Genomic DNA, 23,858 nt, shown 5'->3' on the forward strand with positions numbered 1-23,858 from the left:
CCGGTGGCAAGTCGATTTGCCACGTGGGTCTGGGTCGGCGCGGCGGCCCTGGCCTGCGTGGCGGGCATCGTCAACGTGATCGGCTTCCTGGGCTACCAGCAGCAAGCCATCACACACCTCACCGGCAACACCTCGTTGCTGGGTGCGGCACTGGTCACTGGCGACACCCTGGCCACCACCCACTTGGCCGGCATGATCGTCGCCTATGTGGTGGGTGCGATGTTGAGTGGCCTGATCGTCCAGGACAGTACCCTGCAGTTGGGGCGGCGCTACGGCGTAGTACTGACGATCGAGTCGGTCATGCTGCTTGCGGCGATCCCGCTGTTCCGCCAGCAACACCTGGCCGGCCCGCTGCTGGCCGCCATGGCCTGCGGCCTGCAGAACGCCATGACGACTACCTACAGCGGCGCGCTCATCCGGACCAGTCATCTGAGCGGGATGTTTACCGACCTGGGAATCATGCTCGGCCATGCCATTCGCGGACTTGCGCTGGGTCGACGGCGGCTGGCGTTGTGCGTGCTGATCATCAGTTTTTTCTTCATCGGCGGCTTGCTGGGCGCATGGTTGTTCGCACGATTCGACTATGGCGCGCTGTACCTGCCAGTGATCCTCACCGGTTGCACCGGCGTGGCGTATGCCCTCTACCGGCATACCCATCCCCCCGCGGCGCGGTAGCGACCAGGCGCTCCATCCTCGCACTCGGCCGCGTGCGGCAGAATCCGCGACAATGACGCCATGACCATCGACCAAGACCTTCGCCCGACCTGCGCACTCACGATCGCCGGCTCCGACTCCGGCGGCGGCGCCGGCATCCAGGCGGATCTGAAGACCTTCGCCGCACACCGCGTCCACGGCCTGAGTGCGATCGCCGCGCTGACCGCGCAACACACCCGCGGAGTGATCGCGGTGCATGTACCGGACACCGGCTTCCTGCGTGCCCAGATCGATGCCTGCTTTGATGACTTCCGCATCGGCGTGGTCAAACTGGGAATGTTGGCCAACGCAGAAGTCATCCACGCGGTCACCGACGCGCTGGAGCACTACCGCCCACGGCACATCGTGCTGGACCCGGTGATGGTCGCCACCTCCGGCGCACGTCTGTTGGAGCCCGCCGCCCTGGACGCGCTGCATAACCGGCTGATGCCGATCGCCAGCCTGATCACTCCAAACCTCCCCGAGGCAGAGCTGCTGCTCGGCCACCCGATTACCACCCTGGAGGCCATGCGGGCGGCCTGCGACGAGTTATTGTCCACCGGAGCCAACGCGGCATTGCTCAAGGGTGGCCATCTGCACGATGGCGGCGATGTCATCGACCTGCTTGCCGCCAACGACACCATCCTCCCGATCCAGCACCCGCGTCTGACGCTCGAAGCCCATGGCACCGGCTGCACGCTGGCGTCCGCGATCGCCGCCAACCTCGCCCTGGGCAAGACCCTGGTCCAGGCGTGCATCGACGCATCCGATTACGTGCATGCCGCGCTGCTCAGCGGATACCGGCCGGGCCACAGCGATATCGTGGTTCTGGACCACTTTGCGCTGGATCACTTTGCGGCGACCGCATCCCACCGGGCCGATGCCAGCAGTGGACAGCAGTGATCCAGGCACGGGAACTGCCGGTCGAGGCCGGTGATGGCCACCGCTGGAACCTGCTGGCACGCATCCCCGACCGACCGTCCGCCAGCCTGTTATGGCTACCGGCGCTCGGCGTGGCGGCGCGTCATTACCTGCCCTTCGCCGACGCCCTGGCCACGCGCGGCATCGCGGTATTCCTGCACGAATGGCGTGGCCACGGCAGCAGTAATCGACGTGCCGGGAACCAGTGCGATTGGGGCTATCGGGAGCTGCTTGAAAGCGACTTGCCCACCAGTGAGGCGGCGATGGCACAAGTCGTGGCAAGCGGGATGCCGGCGATCATCGGCGGGCACAGCCTGGGTGGCCAACTCGCCAGTTGCCGCATCGCGATGACCCCCGGACTGGAGCGCAGGCTGTGGCTGGTCGCCAGTGGTGCGCCGTACTGGCGGGCGTTCCCGTCGCCCACGCGGTGGTGGTTGCCGTTGGCCTATCGCTTCCTGCCCTGGCTGGCCGACCGGTGCGGCGCCCTACCCGGCCGCCGCATCGGCTTTGGCGGCCTGGAAGCCCGCGGCGTGATCGCGGACTGGTCACGCACCGCACTCAGCGGACGTTATGCCGCCCGCGGCCTGAACACCGACCTGGAAGCGGCACTGGCCATCTCCACGCCGCAAATCCGCGCGGTGGTGTTGACGCACGATTGGCTGGCGCCCGCCACGTCACTGCGTTTCCTGCTGTCGAAGATGCCGCAGGCCGACGCGTCGGTCGACCAGCTTGACCATCAAGCGCTGGGCGTTGCCGCGGACCATTTCCAGTGGATGAAGCAAACCGGTGCGGTCGCGGCCGCGTTGCTCGACTGACCGACGTTTCCGCCAGCAACCCGCCAACTCAACGCAACGATGCCACCTCGACCGGGCGTGGCGTCCCCATTGCATGGCGTGCGATCACGAGTCGTTCCGTGTGGGCTACCGCATCACTGTCGGCGTAGCCGTCCGGGTTCATCCATTGCCAACGCCAGGCGTCCTCGCACATCGCGTCGACGCCGAGTTCGGCGCGCCAACCCAACAACTTCCCAGCCAGGCCCGGATCCGCGTACACCTCGGCCACGTCTCCGATTCGCCGATCAACGATCTGGTAAGGAACCCGCTTGCCCGATGCACGCTCGAATGCCTTGACCAACTGCAGAACACTGATGCCGTGGCCGGTGCCGAGGTTGATGGTCGCGCTGCGGTCCTCGCGGACCATGAATTCCAGCGCATCGGCGTGGGCACGGGCCAGGTCCATGACATGGATGTAGTCGCGTACGCCGGTGCCATCGATGGTCGGCCAGTCGCCACCGTATACCGCCAGTTGATTGCGTCGACCGACCGCGACCTGGGAGATATAGGGCATCAGGTTGTTTGGCACGCCACCGGGATCCTCGCCTATCAGGCCCGAGGGATGGGCTCCGACGGGATTGAAGTAGCGCAGGTTGACCGCGCGGAAGCTCGAATCGCGCTCGCACAAGTCCTCGATCAGCTGCTCCATCACCAACTTGCTGCGGCCATACGGGTTGGTCACCCGCAGCGGCGCGTCCTCACGGACCGGCACCGACTCGGGGTCGCCGTAGACCGTCGCCGATGAGCTGAACACCAGGCGGCCGACGCCGGCGGCACGCATCGCCTGCAACAGGTGGATGGTGCCGGATATGTTGTTGTCGAAGTAGTCCAGCGGCCGCTCGCAGGAATCCCCCACCGCCTTGAGCGCGGCGAAGTGAACGACTGCGTCGAAACGGGTCGTGGCAAACAGCCCCGACAAGGCATCCACGTCCCGCAGGTCCAGCTGATGCGCCACCAGCGGCACGCCCGTGAGCTGCCGCAGCCGCGGCAGTACTGCCGGCGAGCTGTTGACGAAGCTGTCGGCAATCACCACCCGGTGTCCGCGTTCGACCAACTGCACGCAAGTGTGGCAACCGATGTAGCCCGCACCGCCAGTCACGAGGATATGCATCTATTCCCCTCTGTTCTGCCTGAATGACGGATACAACGGAAAAGGACACCTTTGCCGGCCCTGAACCTTCGGGGTTCACGAGGGTCCCGCTACGACATGGCCGGGTTGAGCCGGTTGCATCGTTCAAAGTTGCGTACCCGGGGAAAACACCAAATGATGATCCTGCGAGCCTTTGCCGTTTTGTACCTGCCGACCTGCCTGTGCCTGCTGTTGGCCGCCTGTGCCAGCGGCGGTCGCTCGCAGGCTGTGGCACCGCCGGCAGAACTGCCGAACGCGATCGACTCCTACCTGATCGGCGTCGACGACATCGTCCAGGTCACGGTGTGGCGCAACCCGGAACTGGGTATCACCGTGCCGGTCCGCCCCGACGGCAAGATCTCCGTGCCGCTGATCGGCGACGTCGCCGCCGCCGGATCGGCGCCGGAGGAAGTGGCCAAGGATATCCAGCAAAAGCTGGGCGCCTTCGTCCGCGACCCCCAGGTTGCGGTCATCCTGACCGACTTGCGCAGCCACGAATACCTGTCCCGCGTGCGTGTCACCGGGGCCGTGCAACAACCAGTGTCGATCCCGTATCGCCAGGGCATGACCGTGCTCGATGCCGTACTGGCCGCCGGTGGAGTCACCGAGTTTGCCGCACCCGCCCGCTCCGACCTGCATCGCAAGAGCGACGATGGCGCGCAGACCTACGGCGTACGACTGGATCTGATCCTCGACCGCGGCGACCTGACGACCAACTATCCGGTCGCGCCCGGCGACGTGATCACGGTACCGGAGCGCACGTTCTGATGAACTCGGTCGCGCTTCCTGCCCGGCGTTCCGCGGCGGCGACACACGATGTGCTGCCGCCGAACGAACTGGTTCCGATCCTGCTGAAGGAGTGCCGGCGGCATGCACTGCCAATGGCGACGACCTTTGCGGTCGTCGCGATGATTACGTTGTTGATCGGGCTGTTCCTGCTGCCCCGGAACTATGCTGCCTCGACCACGATCCTGGCGCGCGAGAGCGACATCATTCAGCCTTTGCTGGAAGGTCGAGCCGTGGCGACCGGGGTGACCGACCGCGCCGGCATGGCGCGGCAGGTGATATTCAGCCGCAAGGTGCTCGAAGACATTCTGCAGACTGGCGGCTGGCTGGCGGGTGACCCCTCGCCGATAGAACGCGATCGCCTGATCGAGCAGATCCAGGATCGCATCCGGGTCACCGGTCCACGTGTGGATCTGGTGCATATCGCCTACAGCGATGCGGACGCCGAACGGACCTTTCAGGTCACCGAGCGGCTGGCGGAGCTGTTCATCGCCGAAAGCCTCGCCACCAAGGAGCGGGAGAGCCGCGATGCCTACCAGTTCATCGACAGCCAGGTACAGGCCTACCACCGCAAGCTGATCGAAGCCGAGAACAGCCTTCAGGCCTATCGCTCAAGCAATGCCGACGCCCAACCGGACAGTTCGGCCGACGTGAACAACCGGATCTCCGCTCTTCGAACACAAGTCAGCCAAACCCGCATGACACAACTCGAACAACAGTCGCGCGCGGCGGCCCTGACGTCACAGCTTTCGACCGAGTCGGCAGTCACTGCGGTGCAGACACGCGCCAACCTCTACGGGGCGCAACTGGTGGAGTTGCAGAGTCAGGTGGATCTTCTGCTATTGAGCTATACCGAGCAGTATCCGGACGTGGTACGGCTCCGAAATCAAATTGCCGATATCCGGAAAGCCATGCAGGAAGAAGCGCAGCGTCCCGAGTCATTGGTTCAGAGCAACACGCCCTTTGAAAGCGCACAGCTCAATCCGCATTACCAGGAGCTCCGGCAGCAGCGTGCCGAAACACTCCGCGAGATGGCCGCCACTGACGCGCGCCTGGGCGTGTCGCAGTCGATGTTGGATGACGAGCTCGGTCGGCGGCGCAACATTGTCAACGCCGAGGGCGCGCTGGCGGAGCTGACCCGGGACTACGAAGTCAATCGCGACCTCTATCAGGACCTTTTGCGGCGCCGTGAGAACGCACGGGTATCGATGCAGCTCGACCAGGAGGAACGCGGCCTGACATTGCGTGTGCAGGATCCCGCCACCATGCCGTTGCGACCGACGGGCCTGCGCTTCATGCATTTCGCGGCCGGCGGGCTGCTGCTGGCCATCCTGCTACCACTGGGCGTGGTGTTCCTGCGCGCACGCTTCGATCCGCGTATGCGCTCCGCGACGCACTTCTCCCGCCGGATTGGCATGCCCTTGCTGGCCGTGATCCCGACCTACCACACGCCGCACGAACGGCGCCAACAAATCGTCCGCATGACGCTGAGCTTCGCGATCATCGCGGCGGTCTTCGTTACCTATGGGCTCATCTATGGATACAAGCAGCTGCATGCATGACATCAACGCCATGACCAAACCAAGCCTCAAGCAAGTCCCACTGGCCTCGGTTGTCGACGGTGCGGGAGCAATCCGGGACCCGGCACCCGAGCCCCGCACCCTCGCGCGCTTCACGGAGCCAAATGCACTCAGCGTGCAGAAGCTCGAGGAGCGTCGCCTGATCCACCGGCACGATTCCGTACGGATACAGGCCGATGCCTTCCGCGAGCTGCGGACCCGTCTGTTGGCACTGGGAGGGGACCAGAGTTTCGTCACCCTGGTCGCTCCGATCGGCCGGGGATGTGGCGGCAGTTTCGTCGCGCGCAACCTGGCCGCCGCCTTTGCGTTCGATGAATCGAAGAAGTCGCTACTGATCGATTGCGATGCGCGGTACCCGGCGCAGCACACCGCCCTGGGCATCGAAGCCACCGAGGGCGGCTTGATGGACTACCTGGAAGATCCGTCGATCGACGTCAGCGACGTCCTGTATCCGACCGGCTTGCCGCGCCTGGACATGATTCCGAGCGGGCGTACACGCGAGATCACCGGCGAGTCGTTCACCTCGTTCCGCATGCGCGCAATGATCGATTCCCTGCGTGGTCGCTACAACGACCGCTACGTGATCCTCGACGGCCCATCGGTACAGGGCTCGCCGGATGCCCGGATCCTGTCGGACCTCGCCGATTTCGTGGTGTTGGTCGCGGGCTACGGCCGCGTCACCACGGCCGCGGTCGAAAAGACCATGGGCAGTTTCCCGCCGGAGAAGCTCGCCGGCGTGGTGTTCAACAACAGCCCATGAATCCACCGGAACCAGGGAGCAGGTACATGCGTGGAAAGCGGCTCGGCACGGCCACTGCATTCGCAACCGCGCTTGCGGCCCTGCCCGGCATCGCCACCGCAGTCCAGCTGGACTATAGCGTCGATGTCGGCGTGGAGCGTAACGACAACGTGGCATTGAGCGAGGTGGAGCCGATCGAGGAGGACATCCTGCGTTCCGGCCTCGGCTTCGAGCTGACCCATGACACCTCGGCGATCCAGAGCAGCATTGCCGGGCGCGCCGAGTACCGCAGCTACCTGGGCGATACCTTTTCCGATACGGTCGACGGCACTCTGGACGGCCGCTTCAACTGGTTCGCGCTGCCCGAGCGGCTCAGCTTCACGGTCGAGGACAGTCTCGCAGTACAGGCGGTGAACACGCTCGCGGCCAACACGCCGGGCAATCGCCAGCAGGTCAACGTGTTGTCACTTGGACCGAACCTGTACTTCGACCTGGGCAACACCCTCCGAGGCCGGGCAGAACTACGCTACACGGACAGCGACGCCGAGATAACCGACGAATTCAACTCGCAGCGGCTGGGCCTGGCCGTCCGCACCGTCAAGGAACTGAGCCCGACCAGCCAGGTCTCGCTGAACCTGCAGGGACAACGCGTCGATTTCGACGATGACGTCGTGGCCCGCGATTACACCCGATACGACATCTTCGGCCGTTACGCCCGTGACTTGGCGAACTTCAGTTTGGGCCTGGATGCCGGTTACTCCCAGTTGGCATACCGCACCGGCGACGGTGACCGCTCGGAGCCGCTGTTGCGCACCAACCTCGACTGGGTTCCGAATGATCGGCATCGTTTGTCCCTGGCCGGCTCCCAGCAATTTTCGGATGCCGCGACCGACGCACTGGTCGGCATCGGTGAGGCCGCGGCCGCAACACCGGGTCCATCGCTTGTGGGCGACGCGGTGGTCAACGCGTCGCCCTACAAGGAGCGCCGGCTGTCGCTGGGTTATACATTCACCGGGACGCGCCTCGGTGTGGCGATCGAGCCCTACGTGAACAAGCTCGACTATGTCGATGCCGACGAGTTCGACCAGGAGGGTCATGGTGCCGCTCTCAGCGTCGGCTGGCAGTTGCGGCCGCGGCTGTCCGTCGGCATCTTCGCCAGCCTCGACCACATCGACTATCTGCAACTCGGGATCGAACAAGAGACCCGGCGCTACGGAATCCACCTGCAACACGACTGGTCCAGGCATTGGAGCAGCCGCATTGAATGGGCGCGATACGAGCGCCGGAGCAGTTTGCCGGGCGATGACGCCGACCAGGACCTGCTTTACCTGAGCGTCACCTACCACCGCTAAGGAGAAGTGCCATGTCTTCGCATCCAGTACCGCGCGCGCGTCACGCCCATCGGTCAGGCGTATTTGCCTGGCGCGGCAGAGCAGCAGTGCTGCTGTATCTCGTGTCGTTAGCTGCCGCGTGCGGATTCCCGGAAACCGGCAACCCCGGCCCACCAGTGACATCACAAGAACCGGAACCCGCCGCCCTCACCAAGCCCATGACGCCCGTGTCCGCCGATGACATGGAGCCCGGCATCCCGCTCGACCTGTCTTACGTGGACCTCAACTCGGACGAGTACCGGCGTTTCAAGTCGTTCGTGGATAGCGCAGTGGGCGGGAATCCCGGTTACGCGTTCGCAGCCACGGACGCGGCCCTGATGTTCCGCCTATCCGCCAAGGACGAGTACTGCGAGCTTGCGGTGGCAATGGTCGAACAGCAGGTCGCCGAGGCTGAAGTCGCGATCGCGCGTGGCGACCGTCCCGCAGTCGCCGGCGACTCCTACCTGCAGGTCGGACCGATGATTTCCGACCTCTCGCTGACGCTCGACACCTGCGCCGCAGGCGTAACCCCCGAGCAACACCAGCGCTGGTCGGCCTATGCCGAACAAGCGGTCTGGAACGTGTGGCACCACATCCGGGCGCATTGGGGCAACCGGCCGCACCCATGGACCGGATGGGCCACCGACAACCCCGGCAACAACTACTACTACAGCTTCCTGGAAGCCACCATGTACTGGGCTTTGGCCAGCGGCAACGCCGGGTGGATGGCCGAGCTGCGCGAGGACAAGCTGCCGCCGCTGCAGGCCTATTTCGCCAAGCTCGATGGGGGAGGCAGCCGCGAAGGCACCGGGTACGGCGCCGCGCACATGCGCCTGTTTTCGCTGTACCGCCTGTGGCGCGACGCCACCGGCGAGGACCTCGCCAATGCCAACGGCCATGCCACCGACAGCATCGACTACTGGGTCCACTCGACCGTCCCCACGCTCGACAGGTTCGCGCCGCTCGGCGACCAGTCACGCAACTCCGTGCCCGAGTTGTATGACTACCACCGCCGGCTGGTACTGGAAGCCCGTGCGCTGACCCAGGATCCAGGCGCCCGCGAGACGGCGGCGTGGTGGCTGCGGAACATTTCGGTACCGGAGATGTCGTCCGGCTTCAACTTTCGCCACGACCTGCTGCCCGCCGGCGATACCGGGGCGGCGCCTGCCGGATTGATCTACCATGCCAAGGGTACCGGGCACCTGTTCGCGCGCACCAGCTGGGACGACGGTGCGATGTGGGTCGCGATCGTCGCTGGACCCTACGAGGAAAGCCACGCCCATCAGGATCAGGGTGGGTTCACCCTGTTCGCGGACGACTGGCTCGCCGTCACCGAGAACATCTGGAGCCACAGCGGCATCCAACAGGGCACCGAGGTCCACAACGTAGTCCGGTTCGAGCGGGCCAATCCCGATGCGAGGCAATGCGCCCGGCCCGCCGGCGACATCGTGGTGCATCAGTGCACACCGACCCGTTCAAGCATGACCGTGACGCCGGGCCCAGGCGCAGAGTTCTCGGCCACCGCCGACCTGACCGCGGCGTACGCCGGCAGCCCGGCCGTGCGTGGGTGGCAACGCCGGTTCGACTTTGCCGGCCGCCGGCTTACCGTCAGCGACACGTTCGAGCTGGGCAGGGGCACCCGCGCGATATTCCAGCTCAACGTTCCGGTCAAGCCCAAAATCGACGGCAACCAAGCGACGGCCGGCGATCTGCGGATCCGAGTGCTCGAACCGGCCAACGCCGTGTTGAGCGCACACGACTGGAGCAGCGTCGATGCCGATGAGTTCAAACGCGGCTGGCGCATCGACGTCAAGGGCGGCGATACCGGCTACGTGGTCGAGCTCAGCGACAGGTGACCAGGAACGTCAGTGGCGCTTGGCCAGTGCGTTGACGCCATAGTGAAGAAAATACCGACACGCATCCGCCCAGCCGAGCTTCTCGATCTCGCGGTAGATATGCCACTGCCACCGCGCGGCCCTGAACTTGTCGGCTGACAGCGAGCCGGCGCGCACCCGATAGAACGCGAGGGGTTCCGGATGGGTAACGCAGATCGCAACTCCCGCTCGCTGGACCATCTGCAGCCAGAACACATAGTCCTCGTGCCCCACGCGCTGGAAGCGGCCATCCCCGAGACTGCGGTCGTACAAGCCGGTGAGGTTGCCGATGCGGTTGCTCTTGAGCATGTCGGCATATCGTACGGTCGCCGGAGGCCGCACGGTCGACAACGGCTTGCCGGCCTCATCCACGCGCTGGTAACCGGCGTAGCTGACCCGCGCCCCGGCCGCGCGCATCTGCACCAGTTGGACCTCCAGCTTGCCCGGGTGCCACCAGTCGTCGCTGTCGAGGAAGGCGATGTAGTCGCCGGTGGCCGCCTGGATACCCGCGTTGCGCGCCGTGGCCACCCCGCCGTTGCACGGCAAGCGCAAAATCGCGACCCGCGGATCGGTGCGGGCGATACCCTCCACCACCTCCGCTGAGCCATCATTTGAGCAGTCATCGATCACAACCAGCTCCAGCCCGGCGTACGTCTGCTCCAGGACCGATCGCATGGATTGGGCTACGGTGTCGGCGGCGTTGTAGACCGGCATCACCACGCTCACTTTCGGGCTGCCATCCGTTCTCGGGCGGCCACCCGGCCCGAAGCCGTCGCTCGAACTGGCGTCGATATCCGCCTGGCTCACGAGCCCGCCCTCGCTCCGGCCCATGATGAGCGCGGCGGCGGCAGCACATGGTCGCGGTACTGTCCGGGGTCACCCTCCAGTCCGGCCTCGGCCGCCTTGACGATGTTGTAGACCTCGCGCGCGGTCACGTAATGCAGCACGTGGTGCACGCCATCGTTGTAGCGATGCTCAAGGTGCGCGTGCATGGCATCGATCTGGGCGCCCAGCAGCGTATCCATGTCGTGTTCCTGGGTGCCATGGGTATGGATCTTGACGAACACCCAGTCCGGCCGACCCTCCACCTGGACCGCGGTTTTCACCCACGCATCGACACGCGCCGGCGTCGGCGGGCAACTGCGACGCACGTCCGCGTTCTCGATGCGCGGCATGATCCCGAAGCGGCGCTCGCGCCAGTTCAGACCCAGCGGCCCCTGCACCAGCATCAGGTCGCCTTCGGCACGCCCGCCGACCCGCACCGGCACGCCGGTGTCGTGCGACTTGGGGCGTATCGGGTCATCGGTGGCGTAATAGATCGAGTTGATCGTGCGGGTCTGGGTATCGCTGGGCGCCGACGGCAAGGTGAAGTCCGCATAGCAGCCCAACTCGCGCAGCAGCACCAACTCGTTGTCGATACCGCACCAGCGGCCATCGCAACGCGAGTTGTCCAGGCTCCAGTTGCCGTGGATGAAACCAAAACGAAGCTGTCCGGTGTCCGGGTCGCGCGGCAACGCACCGTGGCGCTCGTGCAGGATGCGCCCGAAGCGGGTGATGCATTCGCGGAAGTTGGCCTCGGTGTCGTTGTCGTGGTGCAGGTGGATCTCGATCTCGCCATAGCCGTCGGCACACAACGCGGCCAGCTTGTCGAGGTGTTCGGGGGCGTACTCCTCTTCCGGATAAAAGAAGCTGTGCTGGGGTGGGCGACCATCGGCATCGCGATGGCGCGACGCCATGACCCGATAGTCCCGACACCAGCGGTCGACCCGGGCACGCTGGACCTGCAGGTCCGCGCCGTGCCACATCGGTTCGAAGTGGTCGACGAAGCAGAACATCACGTGCACCGGACGACCAGCCACCCGCGGAACCCTTCGCCGCAGGTAGCTGCCGATCCACACCTGCATGTTGCGCGCGCGCAGCAGCTGCCATCCGACCAATCCTGCCGCGACCACGGCCAGCACCATCAGCAACGCGAGCCAGCCGAGCACGCTCAATGGACACCTTCCTTCCGGCTGGCGCAATTACGCATGGGGCGCCATCGCCTCGAACGTGAAACCTCGCGCGCTCCATTCGGGAACCAGCGTTGCCAGCATCTGCAACGAGATCGTGCTGTCGTCGTGCATCAGAATGATGTCGCGCCCCCGCGGCGGATGCCGCCGTGCAATGTCGATCAATCCCGGCGCAGGTTGGCGGCCGTAATCGAGGCTGTCATAGGACCAGTACGCAATCGGGCGGCGATCCCGGACGAAATGCGCCAGCAGCGGCAGCGACAGCACCCCACGCGGCGGACGGAACGGATGGCGCGGGCGGCCGTCGAACCGCGCCAGCAACGCATCCGTCCGGTCGATCTGGGCCAGTTGTTCCGCCAACGACAGCCGTTCAAAACGGGGGTGGTCGTAGGAATGGTTGCCCAGCGTATGCCCCGCCGCGACGATGCGAGCCACCAGCGACGGGTGCCGCTCCACCTGGTTACCGACCAGGAAAAACGTCGCGCGGGCACCGTGGCCAGCCAGGAAATCCAGCACCGGCAAGGTGTGCTCCGGATGCGGCCCGTCATCGAAACTCAGGTACAGGGGCTTGCGTCCACGCGGGCCTGCCGTGGTCACCCAGGCTCCGGGAAGCCAGCGCAGCAGGTGCAGCCGCCGCGGCCTCGGCGTCATGTCACTCATCGTCATGGCCTGTCCTGTCCCGCATAGATCCTCGCATATCGTTCTGCCATGCTGCGAAATGAACCCTGTTCCAAGACCCAGGCCCGGCCGGCCAGCCCCATGCGGCCGGCGAGATCAGGATCGCCGAGTATCGCGAGGATCGCCTCGGCCAGTGCGACCGGGTCCGACGCGGGCACCAATCGCCCACTGACGGCGTTCTGCACGATCTCGGCATTCCCGCCGACGTCGGTGGCAACAATCGGTAAACCGGCGGCGCTGGCTTCGAGCAGGGCGATCGAGTAGCCCTCGGATACCGACGACATCGCGAAAAGGTCGAGTCCCTGCAACAGCAAGTCGACGTCGGCGCGGTCGCCGAGGAAATGCACCCGGTCGTAGACGCCTTCCGTCTGCGCAACCGTGGTCAGCCCGGCACGTTCCGAACCATCGCCGATCAGCAGCAAGGCCGTGGCTGGCATCGCTTCGTGAACCCTACGGAATGCCCGGATCAGCGATGATTGATCCTTCACCGGATTCAGGCGGCCGACGGTACCAATCAGCACCGTGCCGGCAGGCAGCCCCAGCACCTTCACCAGTTGCTGCCGCGACCCTGCGGAGGCCGGCTGGTACCGGCCTAGCTGTATGCCATTGGGAATGGATACCAGCTTGGTGCGGGGGCCGAGACCCCCTGCCTCCAACTGCAGGCGCGCCGCCTCGCAAACCGCCACGCAGACATCGGTCAATCGCATCGCCTGGCGGTACAGCCACTCGCGCCGGCCGGCGCCCTCGCCTGCGAGCATCGCATGGCGCGTGTTGACCACCCGTCGCAGCGACAGCCCCACGGCCGCCAACACCGCGTGGTAATGGGCAACAGCATTGTGGGTATGCACGATCGCCCCAGGCTCCTGCTTCAACAGCTCGCGCATGCGGCGCACGGCGCGCAGGTCGGCGCCGCTGCGCTTGCCGCAGGCCTGTACATCCACCCCATCGGCCAACAGTTCGTCCGCCAGCGGACCCAGCCCGAATAGGCATACCACGCGGCATCGCGTGCCCGTCGCACGCTGTGCGCGGACCAGGTCGATGACGACGCGCTCCAGCCCGCCCCGGTTGAGGTTCTCGACCACGTGGATGACGGTCGGTCGGCGATTGTGGTTTGCGCCCGATACGTCGCCTGACGTCGTCCCCGATACGGGATCACCGCTCATGCCAACTCCGAGATGGTGACGCGGAACTTGCCGCTCGGGGTAAGGGGGATGTCGTCCACCAATCGCAACCTCAGGGTGCTTGCATCCCCGATCACGTTGTGGATCTCGCGCCGGATGTACTGCTCCGCGGCGCTATCGAATCCGGCACCCGGCACGATGCTTATCGTGAAGTCATCCAGCCGATGCTGCACTACCTGGAACCGCTGAATGCCAGCGACGTCCTTGAGCATATGCGGGAAGAACTCGCCCGGAAGCAGGTGCCCCCGGAGCGTCCGGATCGCGTCGAGCTTGCGCCCCTCGACCCGGAGCAGGCGCGGCAAGCCTCGCCCGCAGCGGCAGCGCCCGGAATCTCCCGGGACAGCGATGTCCCCGCCCACGTAACGGATGAACGGCATCCCGAAATTACTCAGGTCCGTCGTAACCAGGTCGCCTGCTTCAACCGGGCAAGCTCCAGCGTCCGGTGATCCGCCAATGGGACCAGCCGTGGTTGGTGAGAGCACTTCGACCAACAGGTGGTCGGCGTTCACGTGCAGCCCGTTGTGATGCTCGCATTCACTTCCGATGAGCATGAACTCCCGGCAGCCGTACGTGTTGTACGTGGTTGCGTCCGGAAACGCCGCTTCGATAACCGGCCGCTGGAAGTCGTGCAGCGACTCGGCCGCCCCCAAAATGGACTTCACCCCCTTGATGGCCCGATTGTTCTCGACCATCCATTGCGCCAGCCGCACGATCGCGCCCACATAGGCCACGATCGCCTGCGGCTTGTATGACTCGATGGCGGAGGCGAACGTGGACAGGTTGTCTTCACGCATGTCGAAGCAATTGAGCATCCGGCGATTGAACGCACCGTGGTACAGCCGCTCCTTGAGTGCTGAAGCGCGCGAAATGTCACCGACGCCGCCGCCCCACAAGTACAAGGCGCGACCGCCCAGCGGCACGCCCGCAGCGCCATATCCGCGCCACATCACGGCAAGGCGCCGCTCGTAGCTCTCACGTGTATAGCCGAACCGCAGCGGCTCGCCGGTCGAACCGCCGGTGGTCTTGTACAGAAGACTCCCGCGAAACGAAGGTGCGATCAGCTGCTCGAAGTTGTCTCGAATATCCTGTTTTGTCAGCACCGGCAATCGCGCGTAATCATCCAGCCCGCGGATATCCTCCGCGCCGGCGAGTCCGGCGAGCTGCCAATGCTTGCGGTAGTACGGCACCTCCGCCCAGCAGTGTTCGACCAGGCGCTTCAGCCTGGCCCATTGCAACGCTGCGATTTCTTCAGGCGACAACCACTGGCTGGCCTCGTACTCGCGCAGGTAGTCAAGCGTGCGCCGACGCCGGAGGCCGGATTCGTACGCGGGGAACAGGACATTGCGGAACAACGGCTCGTAAAGGCTCATCGGCCACCTCCCTCGGGCGCGCGTTGGTATGCCCATTCCAGCAAGCGTGCGCTGATACGTGGCCGGCCCGCCACGAATCGCTGGTGGAGTTGTTGCAGGTATTCGATGTCGCCGCGGCTCCAGCAACGCAGCAGCAAGGTCAGCGGTACATAGACCAGCCCCAGCGCAACGACCCCGGCCGCCACCTCCACCAGCGGCAGCAACTGGCCGCGCAAGGGCAAAACGATGAGTGCGGCCAACGCCGCAGCGAAGCCGATGCGTGCCAGACGTCCCCAGTCCGGCGCCGCGCCGCTGACGCGAATGGCCAGCACCATCATGGCCACTGCGCTGGCCAGCGACACCGCCACGTAGGCGACCGCCGCACCGGCGAGTCCGAACTGCCGCACCAGGATCGCATCAAGCAGCACCTTCAGCAGGCCGCATCCCACGACCACCGCGAGCACGCTTTGCTGCCGGTCGGCGCTGATCAGCAAGCTCGAGCCGCCGCCGGTCATTGCGGTGATCGAAACACCCAGCAGGCAGGCGGCAAACACCGGGGCGGCCTGCAGGTAGGCATCGCCATACAGCGCCTGCACCGCCGCTGCGCCAAACACCGCTCCGAACGCGACCAGCGGCGCCGCCAGCAATGCCAGGTAACCGGTGGTTGCGACAAAGCGCCGGCCGGCGACATCGCGCCCCTGGCCAAGTGCGTTGGCCATCATCGGCAACAGCAACGCACCGAACACCCCCGGCACCAGCGCCGCGGCGCCGACCGCCAGTTGGTATGCGACCTTGAACTGACCGGCCGCCTCTGCATCGCCGTACAGGTTGAGGAACAGGACCTCGACCTCGCTCGCGGCGACGAAACCCACGCTGACGATCATCGCCGTCAGCCACATGTGCCGACGGATCCGCGCCCGCAACTCCGGCGCGAGCACGCGGGACCCGGCCAGCATCGGCGCACGGGAGGCGATCATCCTGTGCGATACGCCGTAGAACACCACACTGGATACGACGAATACCCCCAGCAGCCATTCCACAGACGCGCCGAACTGCCAGGCCGCGACCACCATCGCCAGGTTGAGCGGGGTCGAGACCAAGGAAATCATGGCGGTGGCCCGGAAGTCCTCGAACCCTTTCGCCACGCCGATGTTGAACATGTAGCCCGCGCGCAGCGCAACCGCCACCACCAGGAAGGCCAGCAGCATCACGTGGTCCAGTCCCGCGGCTATGTGCTCGCCGGCCACCGCGAACACCACTGCACCGATCCCCAGCACCACAAACAGGAACAGGCGCTGGGCCCGTCGCAGGTAGGCCAGCAGCGCGGGAATGTCGTCGTCGCGCCCCGCCCCGCGAAATTCCGCGACGAACTTGATCGCGGAGCTGGCAGTGCCTGAATTGGTAGTCGCCACCCCCGTCGCCACCAGCCAGATCACCAGGCTGTAGACGCCGAAACCATCGGGCCCCAGGTGGCGGGCGATGATGATCGACGTCAACATGCCCAGCAGGTACTCGGTATACATGCCAACCGAGGAGAATGCCGTGTTGCGCAAGGTGATGGACCGCGTGTTCATACCATCCCCAGCAGGACCTTGACCATCAGGTAAAGGCCGACGATCCCGATCATCGACCACAGCGGCCAACGCAACATGTCGTTTTCGAGGCGGAACCGGGGCAATCCCGCGTAGCGCGCCTGCATACCGGAGTAGTGCCCCACCACCAGCGCCGCCAGCAGGTAAAGGATGATCACGTAGCTGCGGCTGAGAAAAAACGAGGCGGCAAAGAAGCCCGACAACGACAACAGCAGCGTCATCGCGATGGCGCGATCCTCCTGCCACTGCAGTGCCCTGCCGTCATCAAACTCCGGATCGGCATCCAGTCCGGTGATGGCATGGACATCGCCCCCATCGGTGTCGAGGTCGAGGTCGTCCTGATGCTTCAGTACCGCCAGCACCATCCGAAAGCAGTAGCCGATGAATGCCAACCAGATGGTGAAGCCGATGATGCCGGTTTCGGCCAACACCAGCACGAAGGAGTTGTGCGCGGTCAGGTTGTACATGTCCGAATAGCCGTCGGCGCCGATCCCGAGCAACGGACTGGAAATGAACATTTGCAGCCCCTGGTACCAGGACTCGACGCGGCCCTGCGCGGATGCTTCGCCCACGTCCAACTCCTGCATCCGCGATGGCAACAGCATCAGCACAGTCAGCGCAGCCGAGCCCAGCACCCCGGCCGTGACCAGCCCCCGACGCTGCCACACGTACACACCGAGCAGCACTACCAGCGACAGCATCGTGCCGCGCGAGTCGGTGAGGTAGATGCCATAGAGCAGGACTCCCGCGACCACCAGCCAGAACAGCCGGCGCAAACCCATGAGCCCACCGCGCTGGCTGAGGTAAACGCTCATCGGCAAGCACATCACGAACAGCATCCCGAGGTCGTTGGGGTCGTTGAAGATGCCGACGTACTGGATGCGGGTTTCCTGTGACATGGTGACCCCGGTCCAGCCGATGCCCGTCCGCGACTGTTCGATGCCGTGCAGCGCCAGCACGCCCGCGCAGACCGCGAACACCGCCATCACGGCAACGACCCGCTCGCGGGTATCGACTGCGTTGGCGAGCAGAACAAATGCCATCACCACCGGCGCGAACTTGGTCAACTGGACGAGCGCGCCGCCGGTCCAGCCATTGACGACCTTCGACAACATCAGCACCAGAAGAAAGCACAGCAGTAACAGGTATTGCGGCGCCGCAAGCGACTTGCGTGCCGAGAACAACCAGAACAATGCGGCCATCATCAGAACGATGGGCTGCCACGGCAGCCCGGCGGACTCCAACACCGCTGGATAGTCCTGCGGGCGAATCAGCACCAGCACCAGGTAGGCGACCATGAAGAGGAACATCGGTCGCACCCTCAGTACGCACGCCGGCGCGAGGGGAAGCCGAACACTTCCGGCAGCGAAACCATCGACTCGAACCACGCGGCGTCCATGTCCCGCTCCACCGGCAGCCGGTTCAATGCGTATCGCGACTCACGTACGACCGGGTTGGTGCCCGAGATATAGCTGCATGCCATCCGGTAGCCCGCCTCACGGGCCGTCTCGATCACCTTCGCGTCGAAGGCATCCGGACCCCCGACCGGATAGGCCAGCACCTCGACGGATGTGCCGAGCTCACGGTCGAGGGTCGCCTTCGAACCCTGCAGTTCCTGGACAAGGTCGTCGATCGACAACTTCGCCAGCATCCGGTGAGTGACCCCGTGCGACCCGACTTCCATCCCGCCATCACGCATCTCGCGCAACTGATCCCAATTCATCGGCCGGCAATCAGGATGGCCGTCGGTGCGAGCGATGCCCCATTCGCGTTCCAGTCGCGCGATCAACGCCGTCTGCGACGCGTCATCCAGTGACTTGAGCCGGGTCAACAACTTCCGCACCAGTTGGCGCCGTCCATCCAGGCCGTCCGGCAATGGTGTCTCCAGCGCGAGCTCGGGAATGCTGAGCCTTCCCGCCGGGATGCTGCAGACCATGTGCACCAGCCAATCGTAGGAGAACGGCAGCCCGGAATCGACATGACCGGTGGACACGAAGAACATCGCCGACATTCCCAGGTCGTTGAGGATTGGGAACGCAACGCGATGGTTGTCGTCATAGCCGTCATCGAAGCTGACCAGGACGGCGCGGGACGGCAGTGGGCGCCCGGCTTCGACCCGCTCCAGGACCTCGTCGAAGCGCATCGGATGGAACCGTCGGCGCAGGAACGCCATCTGATCGTAAAACCGCTCGGCCGATGCACTGATCAGGTCGACGTCGAAATCGAAGCCTGCGGGGTCGGCTGATTCCAGCACCCGGTGATACGCCAGTATCCGCAGGTCGTCGCGCAGCAACGTGCGTAGCCGCGCGAGCGGGGCCATCACCTGCGCGCCGTGGCAAAGGCGCGCCAATGCCTGCCTTCGGCCGTAGCCGGTAGCGGGCATTGTTGCCGTTACCTTCGAGGTGATCATCAGACTACCCACTCTTGTTGGTTGCTCCCCCTGGCAGTCCCCGACTTGTCGGAATCTGGCAGACCTCTTTTCCTGTTAACGCAAGCCGGCGCGATTCGAGGCCGGCTACATCCGCAGCTGCGACGGCGAGCGCATCGTCCACGAGGGCACGACATGGGGGTCGACAACGACGTCAATGAGCTCTACCGCGAGTTGGGTGTCACCCCCGACTGCACCATCGAACAGTTCAGGAAGGCCTACCGACGACGGGTCGGCAGCCTGCACCCCGACCGCATACGCGCCGATGGCGGACTCGCCCGGCTGCAGCAATTGAACGGGTCTTACGCGTGGGCCACCGAGTTCCATCGATTGCACGGACGGCTTCCCGGCGCCCGTATCCAGATCCAGGGGGCTCGCACGGTGTACGAACCTGCACCGGCGGTTGCGCGTGATGCGCCGCCGATGGCCGGAAACTCACATCGCGCCCGTTACTCAGTCTTGGTAGCGCTGGTAGCGGTGACACTGTTGTGGCTGCACGGGAGTGGATCCCTCGGGCCGCGGGTGGCTCTGGGCATGGACGCCGACGATATCCGGGCTATCCAGGGTGAACCCGCGAGGATCACTGGATCGCGCTGGGAATATGGCCTGTCGTGGATCGAGTTTCGTTGCGGCAAGGTTGTCGACTGGTACAGCGAGTCGGGGCAGCCTCTCCGGGTTCACGACAATCCGGTCACGGGGGGCAAACCCCTGCATCCGGACACTGCGCTTGACTGCTGAGCACGATCAGAATCGGGGAAAGGCATGTTTGCAGCGACTGGCCAATTACTGAGCAAGGCACAGCGGCGCTTGTGGATGAAGTACGCATTGCGCGGCGTTGGCGGCAACGACAACCATTCGCGGCTCGACCTTGCCTACCGTCTGGAAGACCCCTGGAACATGGATTCCACGATGGAGCGGACGCGGTTCGAGACCACCAATCAGGTCATCGAGCGAGCCTTCGGCCGGGTTGGCTCGATCCTCGAACTGGGCTGCGGCGAGGGCCATCAGAGCCGTCATCTGGCCTTGCTGGCCGACCAACTGTATGGGGTCGATGTCAGCGCGCAGGCAATCGGCAGGGCCCGCACACGGTTGCCGGACGCGCAGTTCGCGGTCGCCGACATCTTCAGTCAGCCGTGGGGCACGGAGCGCCACCGGTTCGACCTGGTGACGGCCTGCGAGGTACTTTATTACCTCAGCGATCCGGTCGCGACCATCGAGCGGATGCGACGATTGGGCCGCAACGGGCTGGTCACCTTCTTCGCACCCGCGTCGGGCCGTATAGGGCCATCGCTGGAGAACGTCCCGGGGCTGCACAAGGACTGGATTCACGCCGGTACGACTTCGTGGCTGGTGGGATGGTGGACCGATGCCTGACCCGGACGCATCGATCCAGAACGCGTTGATCCAGGGCTTGGGAGTCGTCTACTTCGGCAACGACTGGCATGCGGAAAATCGCACCAGCAGCCATCACGTGGCGGAACGGCTGGCCGCGAAGTTCCCACTGCTCTATGTCGACTCCCCCGGGATGCGCGCACCCGGCGCATCCGGTCGCGACTTCAGGCGTGCCCTCAGCAAGCTCGCCGCGACCTTCCGTGCGCCGGTGCGGACTCCCCAGGGCTTGTGGCATTGCACCGTTCCGCAGCTACCGTTCCGGCGCGTGCCCGGCGTCGACGCCTTCAACCGGCTGTTCGGGCGCTGGGCTGTGCGGCGGGCGTTGCGACGGGTTGGCATCCAGCGCTGCATCTCATGGTTCGTCGTGCCCCACCCGGGCTTCATGGCCCAACGACTGGGCGAGGAACTCTGCGTGTACTACTGCATCGACGATTATGCGGCGCACCCGGGGGTCGACGCGCCACTGATTGCACAACGCGACGTCGACCTCAGCCGGCGCGCCGACCTGTTGTTCGTGGCGCCGCCGGCGTTGCTGGATGCAAAGCGCAGCATCAACCCGAACACGGTTTTCTCACCGCACGGCGTCGACGTGGCGCTGTTCGGGCAGGCAAGCGATTCGGCGACGCAGGTGCCCGAGGAAGCACGTGGGCTGCCCGCGCCGGTGATCGGGTATTTCGGCTCCGTGCACGAGTGGATCGACCTGGACCTGATCGAATGGCTGGCACAGTCGCGCCCCCGGTGGAGTTTCCTGCTGGTTGGGCACGCCGCGACTGATGTGGGCGCGCTGCGGGCGCTGTCCAACGTCCATCTGGTCGGCCCCAAGCCCTACCCGACCCTGCCGCAGTGGGCCAAGGCGTTCGATGCCTGCATCATTCCGTATCGGCTCAATCGCCAGGTGGCCAACGCCAATCCGTTGAAGCTGCGCGAGTATCTGGCCACCGGCAAGCCCGTGGTCAGCGTGCGCAATCCCGAGATCGAGAAATTCGCGCAATGGGTGCATATCGCCGACAGCCGCGATGAGTTCCTCGCCGCACTCGAACAGGTGCTGCGGAATGATCCCGTCGGCGGCGCCGCGGATCGCATCGCCGCCGTTGCCGACCAGACCTGGGACCGGCGCGTCGACGCGGTGCTGGAAACCGTGAGGCAGGCGCTGGCTCGGCGCGCGGCGACCCCGAAATCCACTTCCGAGGCAGCACCATGTCAGTAGCGCCCACCACCCGGCTGCGCGTCGGCATCGTGGGGGCCGGCTACGTCGCCGGCCACCATCTGGCCGCGCTCAAACGCCTTGATTTCGTGGACATCGTCGGCATCTGCGATACCGATCTCGCTGCCGCGGAGGCGCTGGCAACCCGCTTCGGCGGCGTGGCCGCCACCCATCTGGCCGACCTTGCCCACCTCGTCCCGCAGGTCGTGCACGTGTTGACCCCCCCGGCATCGCATGCGGCACTCGCCATCGAAGCACTCGACATGGGTTGCCATGTATTGGTCGAGAAGCCGATGGCCGACTCGGTCGCCGACTGCGAGGCGATGAGCGCCAAGGCCCGCGAGAAGAACCTGTTGCTCGGCGTCAACCACTCCGACCTGTTCGACCCGGTGGTGATGAAAGCGCTGGAGGTCGTGCGTTCGGGCCGAATCGGCGAAGTCGTGTCGGTCGACATCGTACGCAATTCGGACTACCCGGCCTACGCAGGCGGCCCGTTGCCGGCGATGGTCACCCAGGGTTCCTATCCGTTGCGCGACCTCGGCGTGCATGGCGTGTACACGCTCGAGGCCTTTCTCGGACCGCTTGAATCACTGGAGCTTGATTATCGGGCGAGCGGCACCGACCCCAACCTGAAGTTCGGAGACTGGCAAGCGCGCGTAGTCGGCCGGAACGGCGTCGGCCGCCTGCTGCTGTCGTGGACCGCACGGCCGATGGAGAACCGTCTGTTCGTGCGCGGCACCCGCGGCCTGGTCGAGGTTGATCGATTCCTGCAGACCTGCCGGATTCACCGCGTGTTGCCGGGTCCCAAGTTCATCGGCATCGTCGCCAATGCCTTCCTGCATGCAGCGGCCGATCTGGTGCGCATTCCCTGGAACGTGGTGCGCTTCGCCACCGGCCTGCTCAGGCCGTCGCCGGGGATCCAGCGCGGCGTGGAGCAGTTCGCGCTGGCGGTGCTGGACAAGGCGGCGCCGCCATTCGACGCAGAGGACGCATTGCGGGTGGCGCGCTTGCTGGAACCGGCCTGCGCCGAGCCCGATGCCTTGCGACTGCGAGAGTTGGAGGCGCGCTACGCATCGCTGGAACCGGTCGACGCACTGGTCACCGGCGCCGGTGGCTTCCTCGGCCGCGCCCTTGTAGCGGCCTTGCGTGCGCGTGGCCAGCGTGTGCGGATCCTGGTTCGACGCCCGGTCCGCACCCATGAGGACCCCGGCGTGCAGGTGGTGGTGGGCGACCTCGGCGATCCGCGCGTCGTCGCCCATGCCGTGGCCGGCGCGGACACCGTTTATCACGTCGGTGCCGCGATGCGAGGCGGCCCACGCGAGTTCGAGGCAGGCACGGTCTGGGGCACGCGCAATGTCGTCGCCGCATGCCGCGAGCATGGCAGCAGGCGGCTGGTGTATGTCAGCTCGTTGAGCGTGCTCGACCATGCCGGCCGTGACCCCGCCTCGACGGTGGACGAGGCCTCCGCATACGAGCCGCAGCCTGGCCTCCGCGGCGCCTACACCCGGACCAAGCTCATCGCCGAACGGATGGTCGTCGAGGCCGCCCAGGAGGGCTTGCCAGCAGTGATCATCCGGCCCGGACAGATCTTCGGGCCGGGCGCCGAACGGGTCACGCCCAATGGCGTGGTGGCGCTCGCCGGTTACTGGATCGCGGTGGGCGATGGTGCGCAGACCATTCCGTTGGTCTACCTGGACGATGTGGTCGATGCGCTCGTGCTGGCGGCCGATGCCCCGGGCGCGGTCGGGGCGATCGTCAATGTTGTGGACCCGCAACCGGTGAACCAAGCCGATTACTTGGCACGCTGCCAGCACAAGCTGGGCAGTGACCTGCGTATGTTCAGGGTGCCTACCGGTATTTTCATGGTGTTGGGCACGGGTGTGGAACTGCTCGGCAGACTGCTGCGTCGCGAAGTGCCACTGACCCGGTACCGCGTTCGCTCGCTCCGGCCGCTGGCGAATTTCGATGGCGCCGCGGCATCGCGGCTGCTGGGCTGGAAGCCGCGGACAGGCGTGGTACACGGCCTGGATTGCACGTTCGGGGCGCCATTGGTCGCGCAACCTTCGGCAGCTTCGCCACCGCGGTCCAATTGAACCTTCC

At 65.5% G+C, this 23,858-nt stretch carries 21 protein-coding genes; 12 read left to right on the forward strand and 9 right to left on the reverse strand.

Annotated elements, in window-relative coordinates; all coding sequences use genetic code 11:
- Positions 1–3 precede the first annotated feature (3 nt).
- The 3 genes from ACW5DN_RS05725 to ACW5DN_RS05735 are packed head-to-tail and all read left to right on the forward strand — an operon-like array spanning position 4 to position 2,429.
- Complete coding sequence (locus tag ACW5DN_RS05725; RefSeq protein ID WP_456961774.1) at positions 4–675, forward strand: YoaK family protein; 672 nt, start codon at positions 4–6, stop codon at positions 673–675.
- A 60-nt stretch (positions 676–735) separates the two neighbouring features.
- Positions 736–1,596, forward strand: a complete 861-nt coding sequence (gene thiD, locus ACW5DN_RS05730) for a bifunctional hydroxymethylpyrimidine kinase/phosphomethylpyrimidine kinase (protein ID WP_456961775.1) — start codon at positions 736–738, stop codon at positions 1,594–1,596.
- Positions 1,593–2,429 (forward strand): alpha/beta hydrolase family protein, encoded by an 837-nt coding sequence (locus ACW5DN_RS05735; RefSeq protein ID WP_456961776.1) that lies wholly within the window; start codon positions 1,593–1,595, stop codon positions 2,427–2,429. Before thiD ends, ACW5DN_RS05735 begins: the two co-directional genes overlap by 4 nt.
- Positions 2,430–2,457: 28 nt before the next feature.
- Here the strand turns inward: ACW5DN_RS05735 and galE are convergent, their stop codons facing one another.
- Positions 2,458–3,558 (reverse strand): UDP-glucose 4-epimerase GalE, encoded by a 1,101-nt coding sequence (galE, locus tag ACW5DN_RS05740; protein ID WP_456961777.1) that lies wholly within the window; start codon positions 3,556–3,558, stop codon positions 2,458–2,460.
- Positions 3,559–3,711: 153 nt separating this feature from the next.
- Between galE and ACW5DN_RS05745 the strand changes: the two genes are divergently transcribed.
- From ACW5DN_RS05745 to ACW5DN_RS05765, 5 genes are all read left to right on the forward strand, one after another.
- Positions 3,712–4,344, forward strand: coding sequence for an XrtA/PEP-CTERM system exopolysaccharide export protein (locus tag ACW5DN_RS05745; protein ID WP_456961778.1), 633 nt, complete (start codon positions 3,712–3,714; stop codon positions 4,342–4,344).
- Positions 4,344–5,924, forward strand: coding sequence for an XrtA system polysaccharide chain length determinant (locus tag ACW5DN_RS05750; protein WP_456961779.1), 1,581 nt, complete (start codon positions 4,344–4,346; stop codon positions 5,922–5,924). Before ACW5DN_RS05745 ends, ACW5DN_RS05750 begins: the two co-directional genes overlap by 1 nt.
- Positions 5,917–6,702 (forward strand): polysaccharide biosynthesis protein, encoded by a 786-nt coding sequence (locus ACW5DN_RS05755; RefSeq protein ID WP_456961780.1) that lies wholly within the window; start codon positions 5,917–5,919, stop codon positions 6,700–6,702. The genes ACW5DN_RS05750 and ACW5DN_RS05755 overlap by 8 nt, the downstream gene beginning before the upstream one ends.
- Positions 6,703–6,728: 26 nt before the next feature.
- Complete coding sequence (locus tag ACW5DN_RS05760) at positions 6,729–8,033, forward strand: hypothetical protein (protein WP_456961781.1); 1,305 nt, start codon at positions 6,729–6,731, stop codon at positions 8,031–8,033.
- Positions 8,034–8,230: 197 nt separating this feature from the next.
- Positions 8,231–9,907, forward strand: a complete 1,677-nt coding sequence (locus ACW5DN_RS05765) for a hypothetical protein (protein WP_456961782.1) — start codon at positions 8,231–8,233, stop codon at positions 9,905–9,907.
- A gap of 9 nt (positions 9,908–9,916) precedes the next feature.
- On the opposite strand, the gene ACW5DN_RS05770 is transcribed toward ACW5DN_RS05765, so the two are convergent.
- Genes ACW5DN_RS05770 through ACW5DN_RS05805 form a run of 8 tightly spaced genes read right to left on the reverse strand, consistent with a single transcriptional unit; the run spans position 9,917 to position 19,144 of the window.
- Positions 9,917–10,732 (reverse strand): glycosyltransferase family 2 protein, encoded by an 816-nt coding sequence (locus ACW5DN_RS05770; protein ID WP_456961783.1) that lies wholly within the window; start codon positions 10,730–10,732, stop codon positions 9,917–9,919.
- Positions 10,729–11,913, reverse strand: coding sequence for a hypothetical protein (locus tag ACW5DN_RS05775; protein WP_456962970.1), 1,185 nt, complete (start codon positions 11,911–11,913; stop codon positions 10,729–10,731). The genes ACW5DN_RS05770 and ACW5DN_RS05775 overlap by 4 nt, the downstream gene beginning before the upstream one ends.
- Positions 11,914–11,946: 33 nt before the next feature.
- The gene (locus ACW5DN_RS05780; RefSeq protein ID WP_456961784.1) at positions 11,947–12,600 is read right to left on the reverse strand and encodes a polysaccharide deacetylase family protein; all 654 of its coding nucleotides are present in this window, start codon (positions 12,598–12,600) and stop codon (positions 11,947–11,949) included.
- The gene (locus tag ACW5DN_RS05785; RefSeq protein ID WP_456961785.1) at positions 12,597–13,775 is read right to left on the reverse strand and encodes a glycosyltransferase; all 1,179 of its coding nucleotides are present in this window, start codon (positions 13,773–13,775) and stop codon (positions 12,597–12,599) included. Before ACW5DN_RS05785 ends, ACW5DN_RS05780 begins: the two co-directional genes overlap by 4 nt.
- Positions 13,772–15,163: a phenylacetate--CoA ligase family protein gene (locus ACW5DN_RS05790; RefSeq protein ID WP_456961786.1), complete on the reverse strand. Its 1,392-nt coding sequence runs from the start codon at positions 15,161–15,163 to the stop codon at positions 13,772–13,774. The genes ACW5DN_RS05785 and ACW5DN_RS05790 overlap by 4 nt, the downstream gene beginning before the upstream one ends.
- Positions 15,160–16,716, reverse strand: a complete 1,557-nt coding sequence (locus ACW5DN_RS05795) for an oligosaccharide flippase family protein (protein ID WP_456961787.1) — start codon at positions 16,714–16,716, stop codon at positions 15,160–15,162. The genes ACW5DN_RS05790 and ACW5DN_RS05795 overlap by 4 nt, the downstream gene beginning before the upstream one ends.
- Positions 16,713–18,044 carry an O-antigen ligase family protein gene (locus ACW5DN_RS05800; RefSeq protein ID WP_456961788.1) on the reverse strand — a complete coding sequence of 444 codons (1,332 nt, stop codon included), beginning with the start codon at positions 18,042–18,044 and terminating at the stop codon, positions 16,713–16,715. Before ACW5DN_RS05800 ends, ACW5DN_RS05795 begins: the two co-directional genes overlap by 4 nt.
- Before the next feature lie 11 nt (positions 18,045–18,055).
- Positions 18,056–19,144, reverse strand: a complete 1,089-nt coding sequence (locus tag ACW5DN_RS05805) for a polysaccharide deacetylase family protein (RefSeq protein WP_456961789.1) — start codon at positions 19,142–19,144, stop codon at positions 18,056–18,058.
- Between the two features lie 153 nt (positions 19,145–19,297).
- Here ACW5DN_RS05805 and ACW5DN_RS05810 point away from each other — a divergent pair, with 153 nt between their 5' ends.
- Genes ACW5DN_RS05810 through ACW5DN_RS05825 form a run of 4 tightly spaced genes read left to right on the forward strand, consistent with a single transcriptional unit; the run spans position 19,298 to position 23,851 of the window.
- Positions 19,298–19,900, forward strand: a complete 603-nt coding sequence (locus ACW5DN_RS05810; RefSeq protein WP_456961790.1) for a J domain-containing protein — start codon at positions 19,298–19,300, stop codon at positions 19,898–19,900.
- A 24-nt stretch (positions 19,901–19,924) separates the two neighbouring features.
- Positions 19,925–20,536 (forward strand): class I SAM-dependent methyltransferase, encoded by a 612-nt coding sequence (locus tag ACW5DN_RS05815; protein ID WP_456961791.1) that lies wholly within the window; start codon positions 19,925–19,927, stop codon positions 20,534–20,536.
- A complete protein-coding gene (locus ACW5DN_RS05820; protein WP_456961792.1) occupies positions 20,529–21,761 on the forward strand; it encodes a glycosyltransferase in 1,233 nt (410 codons plus the stop codon). The genes ACW5DN_RS05815 and ACW5DN_RS05820 overlap by 8 nt, the downstream gene beginning before the upstream one ends.
- Entirely contained in the window at positions 21,752–23,851 is a 2,100-nt protein-coding gene (locus tag ACW5DN_RS05825) for an NAD-dependent epimerase/dehydratase family protein (protein ID WP_456961793.1), read from the forward strand. The genes ACW5DN_RS05820 and ACW5DN_RS05825 overlap by 10 nt, the downstream gene beginning before the upstream one ends.
- The last annotated feature ends 7 nt before the right edge of the window (positions 23,852–23,858 follow it).

Source organism: Lysobacter sp. A289, from assembly GCF_054072675.1.

Bases quoted from the DNA above. Each gene is read 5' to 3' on its own strand.
- thiD (WP_456961775.1), top strand. From the start codon at position 736: ATGACCATCGACCAAGACCTTCGCCCGACCTGCGCACTCACGATCGCC.
- galE (WP_456961777.1), bottom strand. From the start codon at position 3,558: ATGCATATCCTCGTGACTGGCGGTGCGGGCTACATCGGTTGCCACACT.
- ACW5DN_RS05745 (WP_456961778.1), top strand. From the start codon at position 3,712: ATGATGATCCTGCGAGCCTTTGCCGTTTTGTACCTGCCGACCTGCCTG.
- ACW5DN_RS05750 (WP_456961779.1), top strand. From the start codon at position 4,344: ATGAACTCGGTCGCGCTTCCTGCCCGGCGTTCCGCGGCGGCGACACAC.
- ACW5DN_RS05755 (WP_456961780.1), top strand. From the start codon at position 5,917: ATGCATGACATCAACGCCATGACCAAACCAAGCCTCAAGCAAGTCCCA.
- ACW5DN_RS05760 (WP_456961781.1), top strand. From the start codon at position 6,729: ATGCGTGGAAAGCGGCTCGGCACGGCCACTGCATTCGCAACCGCGCTT.
- ACW5DN_RS05765 (WP_456961782.1), top strand. From the start codon at position 8,231: ATGACGCCCGTGTCCGCCGATGACATGGAGCCCGGCATCCCGCTCGAC.
- ACW5DN_RS05780 (WP_456961784.1), bottom strand. From the start codon at position 12,600: ATGACGATGAGTGACATGACGCCGAGGCCGCGGCGGCTGCACCTGCTG.
- ACW5DN_RS05785 (WP_456961785.1), bottom strand. From the start codon at position 13,775: ATGAGCGGTGATCCCGTATCGGGGACGACGTCAGGCGACGTATCGGGC.
- ACW5DN_RS05790 (WP_456961786.1), bottom strand. From the start codon at position 15,163: ATGAGCCTTTACGAGCCGTTGTTCCGCAATGTCCTGTTCCCCGCGTAC.
- ACW5DN_RS05795 (WP_456961787.1), bottom strand. From the start codon at position 16,716: ATGAACACGCGGTCCATCACCTTGCGCAACACGGCATTCTCCTCGGTT.
- ACW5DN_RS05800 (WP_456961788.1), bottom strand. From the start codon at position 18,044: ATGTTCCTCTTCATGGTCGCCTACCTGGTGCTGGTGCTGATTCGCCCG.
- ACW5DN_RS05805 (WP_456961789.1), bottom strand. From the start codon at position 19,144: ATGATCACCTCGAAGGTAACGGCAACAATGCCCGCTACCGGCTACGGC.
- ACW5DN_RS05810 (WP_456961790.1), top strand. From the start codon at position 19,298: ATGGGGGTCGACAACGACGTCAATGAGCTCTACCGCGAGTTGGGTGTC.
- ACW5DN_RS05815 (WP_456961791.1), top strand. From the start codon at position 19,925: ATGTTTGCAGCGACTGGCCAATTACTGAGCAAGGCACAGCGGCGCTTG.
- ACW5DN_RS05820 (WP_456961792.1), top strand. From the start codon at position 20,529: ATGCCTGACCCGGACGCATCGATCCAGAACGCGTTGATCCAGGGCTTG.
- ACW5DN_RS05825 (WP_456961793.1), top strand. From the start codon at position 21,752: ATGTCAGTAGCGCCCACCACCCGGCTGCGCGTCGGCATCGTGGGGGCC.